The 16,018-nt window shown below is 37.4% G+C and carries 20 protein-coding genes and 1 riboswitch; of the genes, 9 read left to right on the top strand and 11 right to left on the bottom strand.

Features of this window, described 5'->3' with window-relative positions:
* Positions 1 to 100 precede the first annotated feature (100 nt).
* The gene (locus tag HNQ41_RS12660; RefSeq protein ID WP_246421678.1) at positions 101 to 460 is read left to right on the top strand and encodes a YisL family protein; all 360 of its coding nucleotides are present in this window, start codon (positions 101 to 103) and stop codon (positions 458 to 460) included.
* Positions 461 to 525: 65 nt separating this feature from the next.
* Here the strand turns inward: HNQ41_RS12660 and brnQ are convergent, their stop codons facing one another.
* The 4 genes from brnQ to HNQ41_RS12640 all read right to left on the bottom strand — a co-directional run bounded on the left by brnQ (position 526) and on the right by HNQ41_RS12640 (position 3,901).
* On the bottom strand, positions 526 to 1,839 hold the full coding sequence (brnQ, locus tag HNQ41_RS12655; protein ID WP_246421676.1) for a branched-chain amino acid transport system II carrier protein: 1,314 nt from the start codon (positions 1,837 to 1,839) through the stop codon (positions 526 to 528).
* Between the two features lie 231 nt (positions 1,840 to 2,070).
* Complete coding sequence (ald, locus tag HNQ41_RS12650; protein WP_184664797.1) at positions 2,071 to 3,192, bottom strand: alanine dehydrogenase; 1,122 nt, start codon at positions 3,190 to 3,192, stop codon at positions 2,071 to 2,073.
* Positions 3,193 to 3,378: 186 nt separating this feature from the next.
* The gene (locus HNQ41_RS12645; RefSeq protein ID WP_184664796.1) at positions 3,379 to 3,594 is read right to left on the bottom strand and encodes a KTSC domain-containing protein; all 216 of its coding nucleotides are present in this window, start codon (positions 3,592 to 3,594) and stop codon (positions 3,379 to 3,381) included.
* Between the two features lie 58 nt (positions 3,595 to 3,652).
* Positions 3,653 to 3,901, bottom strand: coding sequence for a thioredoxin family protein (locus HNQ41_RS12640; RefSeq protein WP_184664795.1), 249 nt, complete (start codon positions 3,899 to 3,901; stop codon positions 3,653 to 3,655).
* 167 nt (positions 3,902 to 4,068) lie between these two features.
* Positions 4,069 to 4,151: riboswitch (cyclic di-GMP riboswitch) on the top strand.
* A gap of 111 nt (positions 4,152 to 4,262) precedes the next feature.
* On the opposite strand from HNQ41_RS12640, the gene HNQ41_RS12635 reads away from it, so the two are divergent.
* The 3 genes from HNQ41_RS12635 (at position 4,263) to HNQ41_RS12625 (ending at position 7,084) form a co-directional block, all read left to right on the top strand.
* Positions 4,263 to 6,071 carry an EAL domain-containing protein gene (locus tag HNQ41_RS12635; RefSeq protein ID WP_184664794.1) on the top strand — a complete coding sequence of 603 codons (1,809 nt, stop codon included), beginning with the start codon at positions 4,263 to 4,265 and terminating at the stop codon, positions 6,069 to 6,071.
* 197 nt (positions 6,072 to 6,268) lie between these two features.
* Entirely contained in the window at positions 6,269 to 6,739 is a 471-nt protein-coding gene (locus HNQ41_RS12630) for a thioredoxin family protein (RefSeq protein WP_184664793.1), read from the top strand.
* 84 nt (positions 6,740 to 6,823) lie between these two features.
* Entirely contained in the window at positions 6,824 to 7,084 is a 261-nt protein-coding gene (locus tag HNQ41_RS12625; protein WP_184664792.1) for a hypothetical protein, read from the top strand.
* 88 nt (positions 7,085 to 7,172) lie between these two features.
* On the opposite strand, the gene HNQ41_RS12620 is transcribed toward HNQ41_RS12625, so the two are convergent.
* Entirely contained in the window at positions 7,173 to 7,925 is a 753-nt protein-coding gene (locus HNQ41_RS12620) for a methyltransferase domain-containing protein (protein WP_184664791.1), read from the bottom strand.
* Positions 7,926 to 8,049: 124 nt separating this feature from the next.
* Here HNQ41_RS12620 and HNQ41_RS12615 point away from each other — a divergent pair, with 124 nt between their 5' ends.
* The 4 genes from HNQ41_RS12615 (at position 8,050) to HNQ41_RS12600 (ending at position 11,298) form a co-directional block, all read left to right on the top strand.
* Entirely contained in the window at positions 8,050 to 8,340 is a 291-nt protein-coding gene (locus HNQ41_RS12615) for a hypothetical protein (protein WP_184664790.1), read from the top strand.
* 183 nt (positions 8,341 to 8,523) lie between these two features.
* Positions 8,524 to 9,183: a hypothetical protein gene (locus HNQ41_RS12610; protein ID WP_184664789.1), complete on the top strand. Its 660-nt coding sequence runs from the start codon at positions 8,524 to 8,526 to the stop codon at positions 9,181 to 9,183.
* 54 nt (positions 9,184 to 9,237) lie between these two features.
* The gene (gene trhA, locus HNQ41_RS12605; RefSeq protein WP_184664788.1) at positions 9,238 to 9,882 is read left to right on the top strand and encodes a PAQR family membrane homeostasis protein TrhA; all 645 of its coding nucleotides are present in this window, start codon (positions 9,238 to 9,240) and stop codon (positions 9,880 to 9,882) included.
* 99 nt (positions 9,883 to 9,981) lie between these two features.
* A complete protein-coding gene (locus HNQ41_RS12600; protein WP_184664787.1) occupies positions 9,982 to 11,298 on the top strand; it encodes a DUF2254 domain-containing protein in 1,317 nt (438 codons plus the stop codon).
* On the opposite strand, the gene HNQ41_RS12595 is transcribed toward HNQ41_RS12600, so the two are convergent.
* The 6 genes from HNQ41_RS12595 to HNQ41_RS12570 all read right to left on the bottom strand — a co-directional run bounded on the left by HNQ41_RS12595 (position 11,295) and on the right by HNQ41_RS12570 (position 15,307).
* The gene (locus tag HNQ41_RS12595) at positions 11,295 to 11,525 is read right to left on the bottom strand and encodes a hypothetical protein (RefSeq protein ID WP_184664786.1); all 231 of its coding nucleotides are present in this window, start codon (positions 11,523 to 11,525) and stop codon (positions 11,295 to 11,297) included. The genes HNQ41_RS12600 and HNQ41_RS12595 overlap by 4 nt on opposite strands.
* A 751-nt stretch (positions 11,526 to 12,276) precedes the next feature.
* Positions 12,277 to 12,984: a Crp/Fnr family transcriptional regulator gene (locus tag HNQ41_RS12590; protein ID WP_184664785.1), complete on the bottom strand. Its 708-nt coding sequence runs from the start codon at positions 12,982 to 12,984 to the stop codon at positions 12,277 to 12,279.
* Positions 12,985 to 13,170: 186 nt separating this feature from the next.
* Positions 13,171 to 13,356, bottom strand: coding sequence for a YvrJ family protein (locus HNQ41_RS12585; protein ID WP_184664784.1), 186 nt, complete (start codon positions 13,354 to 13,356; stop codon positions 13,171 to 13,173).
* A gap of 69 nt (positions 13,357 to 13,425) precedes the next feature.
* Positions 13,426 to 13,644 carry a DUF2922 domain-containing protein gene (locus HNQ41_RS12580; protein ID WP_184664783.1) on the bottom strand — a complete coding sequence of 73 codons (219 nt, stop codon included), beginning with the start codon at positions 13,642 to 13,644 and terminating at the stop codon, positions 13,426 to 13,428.
* A gap of 34 nt (positions 13,645 to 13,678) precedes the next feature.
* Positions 13,679 to 13,900 carry a DUF1659 domain-containing protein gene (locus HNQ41_RS12575; RefSeq protein ID WP_184664782.1) on the bottom strand — a complete coding sequence of 74 codons (222 nt, stop codon included), beginning with the start codon at positions 13,898 to 13,900 and terminating at the stop codon, positions 13,679 to 13,681.
* 120 nt (positions 13,901 to 14,020) lie between these two features.
* The gene (locus HNQ41_RS12570) at positions 14,021 to 15,307 is read right to left on the bottom strand and encodes a methyl-accepting chemotaxis protein (protein WP_184664781.1); all 1,287 of its coding nucleotides are present in this window, start codon (positions 15,305 to 15,307) and stop codon (positions 14,021 to 14,023) included.
* A 190-nt stretch (positions 15,308 to 15,497) separates the two neighbouring features.
* On the opposite strand from HNQ41_RS12570, the gene HNQ41_RS12565 reads away from it, so the two are divergent.
* On the top strand, positions 15,498 to 15,968 hold the full coding sequence (locus HNQ41_RS12565; RefSeq protein WP_246421672.1) for a GIY-YIG nuclease family protein: 471 nt from the start codon (positions 15,498 to 15,500) through the stop codon (positions 15,966 to 15,968).
* The last annotated feature ends 50 nt before the right edge of the window (positions 15,969 to 16,018 follow it).

The raw sequence follows: 16,018 nt of genomic DNA, 5'->3' as shown, positions 1-16,018 counted from the left end.
TGAACCGTTATACTTATTATTATAAGATAACGACTAAAATTACAATAAAACTAATATGAATCATCGTCGTTTTATCTAAATGGAAAAAGGAGGAAGATTAATGAATTATGCAGCGATCTTACATTCACATGCACTATTCTGGCTTTTAGCAGTTATCTTGTTTGTTGTTACTGTCATTTTAATTAAAAAGCAAAAGGAGAAGCCTGCAAAGATCGTACAAATGACGTTGCGTCTTATGTACGTTCTCACATTGGCAACAGGTGGGTGGCTTCTTTTGCAATATACGACCAGTAACACGATATTAAAAGGGATTCTTGCCGTTTGGTTAATTTACGTTATGGAAATGATCACAACGCGAAGTAAAAATGGTACACTCACGGGGAACTTAAAAAGCTTCTACTGGATTCAATTTGCGATTGCACTTATCGTTGTCCTTTACTTCGGTTATGTTGTTACTTAATGAAAGCAGAGAAATCGGTAATTAGTTACCGAACGCTAATATACAGTTAGCAAAAGCCCTGACATTTATTTGTCAGGGCTTACTTTTCCTATCAAAAATCCAAGAATGACGCCAATGATGGCAAGCCAAATCCAACCTAGACCAACTTCAAATAATGGTAAATAACTATAAATTTCGTTGAGAAGTTGAATGTCTATACCCATTTCTCGCATGCCATCATAAATACTGATAAGAGCAGCACCGATGACGCCACCTCTATAGTGGGATTTCCGAAGTGGGATCAAACTTTCAGTAAGAGTTAGAAAGACGAGCGTAATCGCAATTGGATAAATCGCTACAAGAACAGGTACGGAAATAGAAATAATCGTGTTGAGTCCTAAATTGGCAACCGCAAAACTAACGATTGTCGTGATTAACGCGAGTGTTTGGTAACGCATGCTTGGAAAGTTCTTCTTAAAATACTGACCACATGCCGTTACAAGGCCGACACATGTCGTTAGACAAGCGAGAGTAACAATCACTCCGAGCAGTAACATGCCAATAAGCCCATATGTTTCATTGGCGGCAAATGAAAGAATCTCGCTTCCAGTTGCAAATGTTTCAAGTGGCCCCAATTGCATTCCGAGCCAACCAATAGATACGTATACAAAAGCTAATCCGATTCCAGCCACGATACCAGACATAGCCGTTGTGCGAAGGATCGAGTTTTTGTCTTCAATGCCGCGGGCTTGTAATGTGGAAACAATCACAAGACCGAAGGCAAGAGCTGCTATTGCATCCATCGTCAAGTAACCTTCTAATATGCCACCGATAAGTGCATGATCTGAATACGCATCAGAAGGAGCTTCTCCACCAGTTATATTTCCAGTTAATGCGCTTCCTGCGACAAGTAGAACGATCGCGATAAGTAAAATCGGTGTGATGATATTACCGATTCGTTTTACCAGTTTAGATGGATTTAAACTGAGCCAAAAAACAACGATAAAGAATACAACTGAATAAATGAATAAAGATATATCAAGTGCTTGGCTTGGAATAAACGGCATGACACTCATTTCATAGGAAACATTCATCGCACGTGGAATGCCGAAAAATGGACCAATCGCCAAGTACAAAACAAAAGTAAATGTAATCGCGAAAGGGGCACTTACTTTTTTAGCAATGCTTTCAATACTACTTCCACTCAGTGCAATCGCGACAATCCCAAGTACAGGCAGTCCAACTCCGGTAATGACAAACCCAAAGATCGCTGTCCAATAGTTCGTTCCTGCTTCCTGACCGAGAAATGGTGGAAAAATTAAATTACCTGCCCCGAAAAATAAGGCAAAAAGCATTAATCCTATAAAAAAGGTTTCTTTTTTAGTTATTTTTTGTTCCAACATGATGACCTCCAGATCCCTATCTACCTAAATAAATTGTTCGACAAATTTCGAAAGACTTTATCTATCCTAACGTTGATCCAATGTTTTGTAAAGAAAAAGTTTTCGGAAAAAACAAAAAAGATAGAGTAGGTCTTAAAAATTGGACAAAATTGAAAGAAAAATTTCGTGAAGGGTATAAAAAAACGGTTAGCGCTCACGCAAATGGGTGAGGAGCTAACCGTTTGGCAATTAGCGTTTATTAAGAACTTTTTCTACAGGGGCATATTCATAGCCTAGATCATTTGCGACCGCTTGATGAGTGACGTGTCCACCAGCCACATTGACACCGAATTTCAAGGCCGGGTTTTCGACAGTTGCACTCCAAATTCCTTTATTTGCAATTTGAAGGGCATATGGAACAGTGACATTCGTTAATGCAATTGTAGATGTACGTGGTACGGCCCCGGGCATATTCGCAACCGCATAATGAACGACCCCGTGTTTTACGTAAGTTGGGTCAGCGTGTGTTGTGACTTTATCGACTGTTTCTATAATTCCACCTTGATCAATAGCAACATCTACGAGCACAGACCCTTCAGACATTTCTTTAACCATTTCTTCCGTAACAAGCTGAGGTGCTTTGGCGCCAGGAATCAAGACAGCACCAATCACAAGATCGGATTCTTTAATGGCAGAAGCAATGTTCAATGGGTTACTCATTAATGTATTGATGTCGTTACCAAATAAATCATCGAGTTGTCGCAACCGATTAGGGCTAAGGTCGATGATTGTTACATCGGCACCAAGGCCAATAGCTTGTTTAGCGGCATTTGTCCCAACAACCCCACCACCGATAATCGTGACTTTACCACGTTTTACACCAGGGACGCCGGGTAATAAAACACCTTTTCCACCTTTAGGTTTTTCTAAAAATTGTGCACCAATTTGCGAAGCCATTCGTCCAGCTACTTCACTCATTGGTGTCAGTAAAGGAAGTGTTCCATTAACTTCGACTGTTTCATAAGCAACAGCTGTTACACCTTTTTCAGTTAAAGCTTTTACAAGTTCTGATTCAGCAGCAAGATGAAGATATGTAAACAAAATAAGTCCTTCATGAAAATAATCATATTCTGATGGAAGTGGTTCTTTTACTTTCATGATCATTTCTGATTTTGTCCAGACATCTTCAGCTTCCTCGAGTATAGTAGCTCCAGCTTCTAAGTAATCATTATCAAGGAAGCCGCTTTCGATCCCGGCTGAGCGCTCAATCAGAACTTCGTGTCCAGCTTGTACGATAGAAACGACACCAGCTGGCGTTAAAGCGACACGATTTTCATTATTTTTTCTTTCCTTAGGTACACCTATCCGCAAAGTAACTCCTCCTTAAACAAAGTACATATTCACTAACATTCTATCGGAATATGACGGAATCAACTATAACTTTTTAAAAATAATAAAAAGGGATGTTATTTAAATGAAGAAAAAATGACTAGTCCAAATAAATTGTCTACTTACATGGAATAGTCATTTAAATAAAGGAAAATTTCATTTCCGTTGTTAATCTTTCATATTTTTTGAAGGGAAACGGGGTTCAATCTTCTCTTTAAAATAGTCACCATAATTTTCACTAGATAGTAATCCGACATAATCAAGCTTAAAAACTTCGTAGTAAACGATGTATCGCCCATCTTGAAAGTGGACGTGCAATGCTCTTGTTTGCTCATCGTAACTAACCTTTTTAATAAGAGAATCGTTTAATGTTGTCGTTTCCATACGTACGCCCCCTCTTATCCGAATTATTTTTACTATACCCGATTTATGCTAGGGTCAATCATAGTACATGCGAAAATCTTTCTAGATGTGATTTTATTTCTTCTTTTGTAAGTATTTTTCCATTTGATACGAGCTGATCATCAATCAACAGTGTAGGCGTAAAAAAAATGCCATGTAAGTGAAAGTTATTTACATCTGTTATCCATTCGATGCTGATGGTGTTATGCAATTCATTTACCACTTCTTGGATGTTTTTTTCAAACACTTTACAATTGATGTCTGAACTAGTGAAAACTTTGAGATGCAACGAAATCACCACCTTAAATTTGAATGTTATCTATATTATAAGGTAATATTTAGTTTCATTTGTGAGAGAGGTATGGCAACTACATGAAAATATTGTTACAGTTATGCAATAGGTCTCGCTTGAAAAAGTTGGAATGTCGTAATAAAATATAGAAAAATAACAATGTACTTGTTTATGGAGGCTATGATTGAACATCTTTATATGGGCACTTGGATGTTCAGGAGCCAGTAGTGCAACCGACCAATGCGAATGGTCGGCTTTTTTTCTATATAAAGGGAAATTATTACAATTGCCAATCGACCCAACAGTATTTTTACTTGTTGCATATTCCTTAATGGTGATGTGTTTGAGGAGGGAGACGGTGGAACATATAAGAAAACAGGGGGAAAATAAGGAAGAGCCAGAGCCAGAGCGTCGTACTGAATGGGAAGAGACGACATCATTTATGAATATTTTTGACGACTTAGATATTCCGTCTACTTCAGTTGAAACATTGAGTACATGGCTCCATTATTTTCGCACTTCATTAGATCAAGCTGCATTCTTTGTGATTACTGATGAAAGAGGTACAATAAAATACGCTAGTCCGTCTTTTTGTGGACGTTTAAAGTTTCAGAAAGAAGCGTTACTAGGTGAAGATTATATATCCTTAAAAAAGATGTTCTACAATGATAGAGATAAACATTTATTACAAGAAGCCATTGAAAAAGGTTATGAAAAAACAGTAGAAACTGTTCAGAAAACGAATCGTGGTGACATGCTTTCATTAAGAATCGTCGTTGTACCTGTTCGTTTATCGGGTCGAGATTTTCGAATCATTCTCCATCATGATGAGACACACGAGCAGAGAATGTTAGATGAAATGGAAAAGTTACAACATATTGATTTTATGACGAATTTACCTAATCGCGCGAAATTTGAACGAGATGTTAAAGGAAGCTTACAAAACGAGGATCAAGACCACTTCGCGCTATTTTTTATCGATGTTGATCGTTTTAAGTTTTTTAACGATACGCTTGGCCATTATATTGGCGATCAACTCATCTTACGTATTGCCAATACTTTAAATACGTTAGCAAATGATCAGGTGACTGTTTATCGGTATGGTGGTGATGAGTTTGTCTTATATATGGCATACCCTAACGATAAAAAGCACGTGGATGAAATGGCAAAACAAATCATCGAAATGTTTCAAAAACCGTTTGTCGTAGAAGGCCATGAACTCCATTTATCTGCAAGTATCGGTGTTACATGTTATCCGGACTATGGTTTAGAATTTGATGAGTTAGTTCATCAGTCAGATACCGCAATGCAGTACGCGAAAGAGACAGGTAAGAATCACTATCAATATTTTTCTTCTACTTTGAAAACGGCTCATAGTGAAAAGTTAAAAATTGAAAAGCAGTTACGTAAAGCTGTCGATTATGGGAACTTTGAATTGTATTTTCAACCACAAATTGATTTATCGCAAAAAGAAGTTTTCGGTGTTGAAGCGTTATTGCGGTGGAATGATCCGACATTAGGAAATATTTCTCCAGGTCAGTTTATCCCTATTGCTGAGGAGACTGGACTCATTATTCCGATGGGAGATTGGGTGATTGAACAAGCGTGTCAAAAAGCAAAACAATGGGTTGATCGCGGTCTGTTTAATATTCAAATGGCGATTAATATTTCCCCATTACAGTTTCAACGACCAGACTTTGTGGAAAAAATACGTCATGTGCTTAGAAAAACAGGGCTTCCGCCATCATACTTAGATTTGGAAATCACTGAAAATGATCTCATTTATGATCGAGAAGAAAGTTTTCATACATTGGAGCGCCTAAAAGAATTAGGAATTAGAATTTCAATTGATGATTTTGGTACAGGGTATTCTTCTTTTAGTTATTTGAAGCATTTTCCGATTGATACACTAAAGATTGATCAATCGTTTATTAAAGATCTCACTTCAAATCCTCAAGATCAAGCAATTGTAACTTCGATTATTGATTTAGCTCAAAATATGAATTTACGTGTCATTGCTGAAGGGGTAGAAACCGAGGATATTGTTCGCTTTTTAAATGAACGAAATTGTTATGAGATGCAAGGCTTTTTATATAGCAAACCACTTCCTGAAAAGGATTTGGAACGTTTTATGCTGAGGAGGGAAAACTGGTTTGCTACGTTGTAAATACACATAACTTTTTGCAATGGAGGGGCCGTTTCTGTCATCGATCGAATCGAAGGTAGAAGCGGCTTTTTGATGCAGGCGTAAATTGCTATCCAATCAACTGTGATCCGTGCTATGATATCAAGGAAATCACAGGAGTTGTTTGTATGTTTCAGTTCGTCATGCTGAACACCATTAGTAAAGGAGTGAATTAAAAGATGAAGAAAATGATCATTTTTCTCGGTATTATTGTCGTACTACTAGGATCCTTGACTTGGTTGACTTCTCAACAACAAACACAGGAAGCAGAAGGCAATCCATTCGGTAAAGACCAGCTTCATCAATCGACAATCGATCAATTAGATGACCCCTTGTATGCCAATGTGATTCTTCCTAATGAAATGGATGAGATCTTGGGAAATGAAGAAAATAAAACCGTTTATTATTATAGCCCACAGTGTCCTGCTTGTGATGATGTTACACCTATGTTAGTGCCATTAGCAGAAGAGGAAAATGTCGACTTACAATTGTTTAACGTGTTAGAGTTTCCAGAAGGACACTATGGTTATGACATTGAAGGTGTACCGACAGTGATTCATTATGAAGCTGGAGAAGAGCAAGAAAGGCTTGAAGGTGGACAAGAGGAAGATGTGTATCGATCCTTTTTTCAATCTGTTGTGACGGAATGAAGCGCCAAAACTTATCTTGAATATGTTAAATTCTCTCGTTTATACTATTAATAGTGGTATGTTTTTAGTGAAAGGATGAAACAAATGCAAAGGTTATTAATGTATATCGGTATAGGTTTATTCGCGTTATGGACATTAGCCATTTTCGTTAATGCTTCGATTTATCAAGAAACGACGTTACAGCCTATACTATTTGGTCCGATGAGTGATGCGATTTTATTTATGGCTGTTATGGTTACTGCCTTTTTATTACTTGCCAATGTTTTTCGAAAGTCGGAGAAAACGGCAAATTCGAGCCTTCTTATTATAGGTTTGATTTCGATTGTTGGAATATTCATCGTATAATGTATGTAAAAGATCTGAATGCCTATTAACATTTATTCCAGGCGTTCAGATCTTTTTTTAAAACGATATTAATTAAGAGCCTGCTTATTTAGTTTGCCCCTTTTACACTTCGGAAATAACGGTCACCTAATGTAAATGCATACCTATCACTTAGCTCCTGATGTTTTTCAAGAAGTTGAAATTCACCCTCACTCATATTCTCATCAAAAGAAACGGCAAATGATGATGGGGATTGGCTTTGTTGACGGTTAATAAGGCTAGCGCGTTCTTCAACACTTACAGATGAAAAACCAGCGTTAGCGAGAGCGACAATCCATTCATGTTCTGAAAGGATGTCGTGCCAACCGTAAAATTGACAGAGTTCCTGTTTTTCATCTGTTGTTAAATGATCATCTTCTTTTACTAATTCTTGATGGTAAAGTACACCACCAGGTTTGAGCCAGTTGTAGTAACGGCTGAGAAGTTGATCAATTGGATTGAAAAAAGTAACGGATTCGCTAATGATGACATCAAATGTTGCTTTGGGAAATGAAGTATAAAAGAGGTCTGCGTGTTCAAATGATAAATTGTTATGGTTGTGTTTCAATTTTGCTTTTTCAATATAAGCGGCTTGTCGGTCCACCGCAATGACGTTGACAGAGAATTTTTCAACAAGCCAAGCTGAAATGTCACCGCTTCCACAGCCGGCGTTAAGGACATATTGGTCTTTGGTTAAAGGGTGTGTATTTAAAATTCGTTCACTACATTGTTTCCCACCAGGGTGGGCATAGGTGACACCAAGCTTTGCGATTGTGTGTTCATAGGAAGGTATGATAACAAACTCCCCTTTCTTTAAAGGCACTACCATACTTTATGTTGTTAGTAAGAAAAATGTCCCGATCTTTCAGTTATTGGACATGTGCACAACACAATCATTATTAATAGACATATGTTATTGGTGACTGTGCAAAAGGGGGGTGGACTTTTTGGCACAACATGTATATGATTTTTGTTGTAAAAGTTATGGAAAAATTGTCTATTTAAGAGAACATTGTGGTCGTGTTCATTGTGGTCGAGTGGTAGCAGTTGATCCAGATTACGTTTGGTTAGAACCTATTCCATGCCCAGGACCAGGACCAGGACCAGGTTTTGGATATGGTTTTGCCGGTGGCGGTTACGGCGCCGGTGGTGGCTTCGGATCCGGTGGCGGAACGTGGTTTCCAGTCGCTTTAGCAGCCGTAGGTGGTTTTGCCTTAGGATCAGCGTTTTTCTGGTAAAAGACAAATATCTAAACCTTAAAGAAGGTGACTCCGAATGTGGGGTCACCTTTCATGATGAAAATGAAATGAGTTTGTAATAAGTCGGTGCTTAAATACACTAATATGATGTATAATGGAAGATGTTCACACAATGTAGGCATGAGAATATGATAATTAGTATATGAATAAGGTGATGTTGCCATGAATAGAAGGCACTTGTTGTTTATCATGTTTATTCCACTTTCTTTTTTACTAGCCTGTCAGCAAGAGGGGTTAGGCCAAGAAGGGGGATCGGATGGGGAAAGTGATGACCAACGAATTGAAGAATATAAAGACGAAATTCAATTTATTGAAAAAATGCTTGAGAACGAAAAGTCAAAGGTAGAAGAGCTACAAACGCAAGTGAATGAAATAGAAGACGAAAATGAAAAACTTAAAAGTCAACTTTTAACGATCCGGCAAGAAAAGATGCAAGTTAAACGTGATTTTGAAGAAAGTGAAGATTTACGTAAGCAATTAGATAAAAACGTTCATGATTTGATTGTATCGATGAATATTGAAGACCATGATAAAATTGAGGAGATTGTTCATCATAAAATCGATATCTCTGAGGAAGAAAAACAGTTGAAAGTGAAAAATGAAGGACGAAACGTTTCGATAGAATATATTCACTTAGACGGTGAAACGTTTATTCAACAAGACAGTTTCACTTATGACCCCGAAAAGGGAAGAGCTCAAACTACATATACGATTTATTCGCTTCAAGACGAAGAAATCGTTGTGGATCGTGAGGTTGATTTCAATTTCATATATGTAGATGATTCAGGTCAGTGGATGATTACGGATATTCATTATCGGTAGTAATAAAATAAGAAAACCGATGTAAGACGACTTAGCAATATAGGAGGAGAATGGATGGGCAGTACTCATACGTTTACGAAAAGAGAAGAAGTGGCAAATGCCATTACACATGGTATAGGTGTTTTATTTGGTATTGTTGCTCTTGTTTTATTGATCGTTTTTGCGTCAATTTATGGAACAGCAAGTCACATTATTAGTGTAACGATTTATGGTGTAACATTAACCTTGATGTACGTTTGTTCCACATTGTTACACAGCTTTCAAAAAGAAAAATTAAAAAACTTGTTTGAGATTTTTGATCATGCTGCGATTTATTTGTTTATTGCAGGGACATACACACCATTTATGGTCATCGTTGTAGAAGGGACGCGTGGATGGGTTTTACTTAGTGTTGTTTGGGCACTGGCGATTGCAGGAGCAATCTTTAAAATATTTTTTGTGAAACGTTTTATCGTGCTATCGACATTATTTTACCTTCTGATGGGGTGGCTCGTTGTGTTTGCTTTGGAGCCGATAAGCACGAATGTTGCGATACCAGGAACAGTTCTTTTAGTTTCAGGGGGGATTCTTTACACTGCTGGAACAGTATTTTACATTTGGCGTCGCTTTCAATACCATCACGCCATTTGGCACCTATTCGTACTCGCTGCAAGTATTACTCACTTTCTATCGATTCTCCTTTATGTCATTCCTGCTTAAAAAAATGCGCTGGGGCTTTATGCTCAGCGCATTTTTTTCATATATAACCGGGCATACTAATTTTGAACGAACAAAGCATCGAAAGGTGTTTGAAGAGGTATGCGACGATTATTAATATTTATACGAAATAGTTACTGGTTCATTCCATCATTTTATGGCTTTATCGCTTTATTTCTTGCTATAGTAAGTAGTGTAATCGACATTTATTTGTTCAACAATCCTGAGACATATCATTGGTTTCCATCATGGATGTTATCAGATATCGATTTGGCACATACTTTACTTGGTTCAATTTCCGGTTCAATTTTAACGATGACAACAATTTCATTCTCATCGATTTTAGTTGTGCTTACGACTTATTTATCGGAATTTTCCCCCCGAACACTACAAAATTTTATGAATGATTCAAGTACACAAAGAATTTTAGGTGTATTCATTTCGGGGTTCTTATATTCAACAACTTTGCTTTTATTAACGAAAAAGCCGATTAATGAAGATGATATATTATTTTTTTCACCAACCTTAGCATTGATAGTAGCAATTATTAGTGTTGGTTTTTTTGTATTCTTTGTTCATCATGTATCGAGATGGATTCAAGTACGTCATTTGATCGAACAAATCGATAGAAAAACGAAAGAGTCGGTGAAAAATCAATTACCAAAACGTAGTAAGGGATCGAATCCACCGTGGCAAGATTGGGAAGCGTCTGATCTCCATACCCACTCTCCTCATGGTTTAATTAGTGAAAAGTCTGGTTACATTCAATGGGTTGATACAGAAAAAGTTCTTAAACAAGCAGAAGAAGATGATGTCATTGTAGAAATGAAACCGAGGGTAGGCCAATATATCGAAAAAGGAAAAACAATGATGGTCATATGGACGAGTTCAGAGAGTAGTGGGTTTAGTGACTATAGAAAATGGGTGTTGATCGGTGAAGAGAGGGAATCCGTTCAAGATATTACATTTGGCATCCATAAGATTGTGGAAATCGCGTTACGATCTTTATCTCCAGGGATTAATGATCCATTCACAGCGATTTATTGCATTGAAAAGTTGGGGCATTTACTGGCAATGATAGGAAATAGAGATCTGTATCACACGTATCGACATGATGAACATGAACAATTACGATTCATGGTTGAGCCGATTTCGTTTTCCGACCTGTTGTATGAAGCATTTTATCAAATCCGTCATTATGGTCAAAGTGATCCAGCTGTTGCAGCGGCGCTGTACGATGCCCTTTATGAGATTGCTGTTCAGAATGATTCTTTTATTAAAGAAGAAGTAGCTGACCTTTATTATTACCTTGTTGATGGCATCGAAGCGATTGATTTTCTTAAGATGGATGAAACTTTTTTACAGAAGAAACAAGATAAGTTAGCATCAATCTTATTTTCAAATCAGTCCAATGCTTAGAGGAATTGGTTGATCGCTTGTAATACTACCCAAATGACATACGGGATGCCAAAAAGAATAAAAGCTTTGAAAGAAAATGAATAGAAGCGCTCGAGTTTATCGGTAAATGATGAAAAATCCACCTCGGAGTCGGCAACTGCATTTTTTGCATTTGGTGAGCGATCAAATACTGCGGCATTTTCTTCTTTTTTGTCCAAAAAACGTTCTTGTTTCATTGCTTGTCCCATTGTTTTCTCTCCTTTTGAAGTACATTGTTAATACATACCTATGTGATAAACATGACAATATGCAAACAAAAAAATCAAATAATGCTAGATCAAAAAAATAGGGGTGCTAAATGGCATCCCTAAGCTAGAAGAGAAAAAGCAGTAGAACTGTCCGAAAGTAAGGATTGTTCGGACAGTTAGAAGAGAAAAAGCAGTAGAACTGTCCGAAAGTAAGGTATGTTCGGACAGTTAGAGGAGGAAAAGCAGTAGAACTGTCCGAAAGCAAGGTATGTTCGGACAGTTAGAGGAGAAAAAGCAGTAGAATTGTCCGAAAGCAAGGATTGTTCGGACAATTAGAAGAGAAAAAGCAGTAGAATTGTCCGAAAGCAAGGATTGTTCGGACAGTTAGAAGAGAAAAAGCAGTAGAATTGTCCGAAGGTAAGGTATGTTCGGACAGTTAGAGGAGGAAAAGCAGTAGAACTGTCCGAAAGTAAGGTATGTTCGGACAGTTAGAGGAGGAAAAGCAGTAGAATTGTCCGAATCCAAGGGGGATATGGGCAATTGAAAATGAAAAGAGGCCAAGCGATAGCCAAATCGCAGCAAATGAAATCCTATGTGTCGCGGAAAATTGCTCTTCGAATTGAACAAGCCAAAATAAGGGTGGATGCCGATCTCCATGCCCTTATTTTTTCAAGTGATTTCTATTGTAATTTAGTCTGAGATCTACGATTTTGCCCCTCACAAGTGAACGCGTTCCATTTTTTTGGGGGTTTCAAATCGTACATTGATCAAATTGGCAATAGTTGCACTGTAAATGATCTTGAAAATATTCGACATCATGGATGGTGATGAACTTTCGATCAATGGAAATAATTCCATCTAGCGTTAATCCGTTTAATATGCGATTAACACTTTCTCTGGTAGCGCCGATATAATTGCTTAGTTCTTGATTGGTTACTTTTCGATTAATAATAAAACCATCTTCTACTTGTTCCCCATGTTCATTAATCAGACGAATTAAAATTGAATATAAAGCACCTTGCTTCCCACAAAAAGCGAGGTCGCGGAATTTGGATAAAAGTATATGATTTTGAGAAGCGAGCCAACGTATATAAGTTTCAGCCATTTCACCGTGTGAACTTAACAACTTCTCTAATTCTAGCCGCTCGAAACGAAAGACTGTGGCGTCTTCAATAACTTCTGCATTAAAGGAGTTGGTTAATTCTGTGAAAATACTTAATTCACCGACAAGTTCGTGGTGTTTTTTCGTTTCTAGGTAAAAGATTTTTCCGTTGGGCGTCGTTTTACTAATTCTTATTTTTCCTGAACGTAGTAAATAAATATGATCAGGCCAATCACCTTCTTGAATAATTAGGTTGCCTTTTTGCACGATCAATTTACTACCGATGGATAAGAGGTCTTTTTGTGCTTCTGTACTTAATTGGTCGTAAAATGAGGCCAGCGATTGGTTATGTTCCATTTACTTTCTCTCCTCTGCGAAAATGCTGTGGTGTCATTTTGTTTTACTCTTCAAAAGCCGCACGCATCTCTATTACTTCAACAATAACATAATGAGTTGAGGAAGGGGCGTAAAAATAAAGGCAGATTTTTTACATTTCATTGTAATGAAAATCACCTTCCCACTAAAAGCGGGAAGGTGTGATGTTTAAGATGGTGTACGTTTTGAACGAAGTGATTCTCGTTCATGTTGCTGATCGTTTACCATATGATAGTTGAATGATAGAATCGATTGGTTTAACTCCTCTAATTTTCGTTCTATCCGATGGAGTAAATAAAAAGTGATTGCAACAGGAACGCCCAATTCGCTGATCATTGTATACCACCCATCCATATTTTTCACTCCTTTTCATACTTGTGGTAGAAGTGCTAACGGTATCCGTGCAAGGTCAAATACCATAGATTAATCAATATCAATTGTATCTACTTGACGCTCGATAATACTGGCGTTGTGTTTTTTAACGAGCTTACCTCCTGTAGAGTAAAAAACATCGAGGTTTATCAAGTCATCCATTACTTCACTGACTTCTTCGGCTTCAAGATCTTGACGTGGATCATGGATGGATAAACTCACAGTACGATCCTCTTCATTTTTAAATTGTAATCGGATTCGCTTACTCATTAACAATTCCTCCTTTCCTATAGTCTATTCGTAATTACTCACCTTCCTCTTCTAAGTCATACGTGTTAGATCGTTGGATGTAAAGAACCGGGTGTTCTTGCAATGACAATAATGCATTGGCAGCAGCTTGCACATCTTCATTACTCGAATTTGTGTTAATATTTTGAAATGTTCTGCGTTGCTCAATGTCTTCACCGTATTCATCCATGCCCGTAACGAGTGTTAAGATGAGTCTCGAATCATTAACTTGTTCCATTGTCTCACCCCCTTTCACCTTATAAATACCATTGAATGATGAAAAAGGGAGACACGATTTTGTGGAGAGGAGAAATAATAACCCCCTCCAACATCGTTGAAGGGGGGGATGAAAGCGAAATTAATGAGTCTCGCTTTTTATGTTTTCATCATCTAATGAATGGAAGGAATCATGCAATTGGCTAACAGAATCGCGAATGTTATCTAATTCTGAGGACTGGTTTTCGATCCAACGATTCATTTCTACTAATTGATCCACCATTTTTTCTGTTGAAGCCGTCTCTGTTTGCATGGCTGAAGCGATTTCTTTACTCGAATCGGTCATACTATGTATATTACTAGAGATATCTTCTATAGCTTGTGTGTTAGTAAAGACATTTTGGATAATGTTTTCGAATTGTTCGCTCATATCTTCAATTTTCTCAATACTTGAATCTATCGTTTCAGCACCATCTTTTGCTTTCGACACATTTAATTCGACGTCGTTTAAGATCGATGATACGGTCGTTGATATTTGTTGTGTTGCTTCCACGGATCGTTCTGCTAACTTACGGACTTCATTTGCAACGACTTCAAACCCTTTACCATGTTCACCAGCTCGAGCCGCTTCAATGGAAGCGTTAAGTGCCAATAAATTTGTTTGCTCTGAAATATCATTGATAAGTGCGACAATATCATTAATACTATTCATGTCCTTTGATAATTTATGTAAGGATTCACTCATATCGTTCGATCTACTGGAAACTGTTTGAATCGAAGAAGTCACATCTGTAATATGTTCTTTACCGATGTTTGCATTTTCTGTCATTGTTTGCAAAGATTGATTGAGATGACTTAAAGTAGAAGAGATATATTCCATTCCATCGTTTAGTGAGTCTGAGACACTAGTTGTTTCCTCGAATGTTGCTAATGCGTTTTGTGAATGGGAAGAAATCGCATTAGACATTTCTTCAGTTTGGTCAATGCCACTTGTTAATTGATCAATCCGTTCATTGATGGATTTTGCTTCTCTTTCCATGACTTCAAGTTGGTGCTCGCGGGATGTTTCTAATCGATCGATATTTTCAAAGAAGTGATTCACTTGACGTCCAAGTGAAGAGATTTCATCGTTTTTATCCATCGTAATTCTTACGGTTGTGTCGCCATCCTCAAATTGTTGAATCTTTTTTTGGATTTTACGAATTGGCCGTAAAATAAAATATTCTAATAAGAAGTAAACGATAGCAGTTGTTAAAAGAACATTCGTCATGTTGTTTACCCATAAACCAACTGTTTCATTGAAGGAAATCCCCAACGTTTCAATACCAACGAGAATCCCGTTAGTAATTGAAGTATTTAGCAGTAAAACAATAATAATTGATACAATAAACCGAAATTTAATACTCCTTATAAAAGAAGGTAGGTTCATTATCAATCTCCCCTTTTTGTTCTTTATGTGATACATTCGACATAATACGTAGTTCCCCTTTTTCCCCAGAATTAAAACGTGTTTAAATATGTCGAGATTTTCTTTAATATCATAACAAAGAAGATCGAGAAAAGTCGAGATACTTATGCGTAATAATATGAAAAAATTTAAACAATACGGAGGGGGAACCTTGTATCCAACCGGTAAATATATAAGCGATGGAAAAATTCAAACTGAAAAGCTGTTGACATCTCCTGGGGATACGCTCTATGCATTGGCTTTTCATCTCTTATATGATGAAACAATCCAAGTGGGGAAGAAAGGGACATTTTCATTTGAAAGAGGGACGTATATTTATATTGGAAGTGCCAAGAAGAACATGGAGGCAAGGTTAAACCGTCATTTATCAGTAGATAAAAAGTTACGTTGGCACATCGATTACATTCGCGAAAAGATGCACTTTATTGAGGGACAGACGTACTTAGAAAGAAGAGGAGAATGTCAACTCGTTGAGGCTACTGCGACGTATGTTCAGGCGACTAGGCCGATTTCGCAATTCGGAGCGTCTGATTGTAAATGTAAAGGTCATTTACTATTTGTACCTTATTTTTCGACCGGTGAGGGATGGTTACTCCCGCGAGAAAAATGGAAAAGGATGTAACTTGTTGACAGGCTTGGCATCATTTATTTAAAATGATATTAGTATGTACT

The organism is Texcoconibacillus texcoconensis (genome assembly GCF_014202575.1).
GTDB classification, from domain to species: domain Bacteria; phylum Bacillota; class Bacilli; order Bacillales; family Salisediminibacteriaceae; genus Texcoconibacillus; species Texcoconibacillus texcoconensis.
Note: the sequence above shows the minus strand (reverse complement) of the source record. Positions and strands in the feature narration are given on the sequence as shown.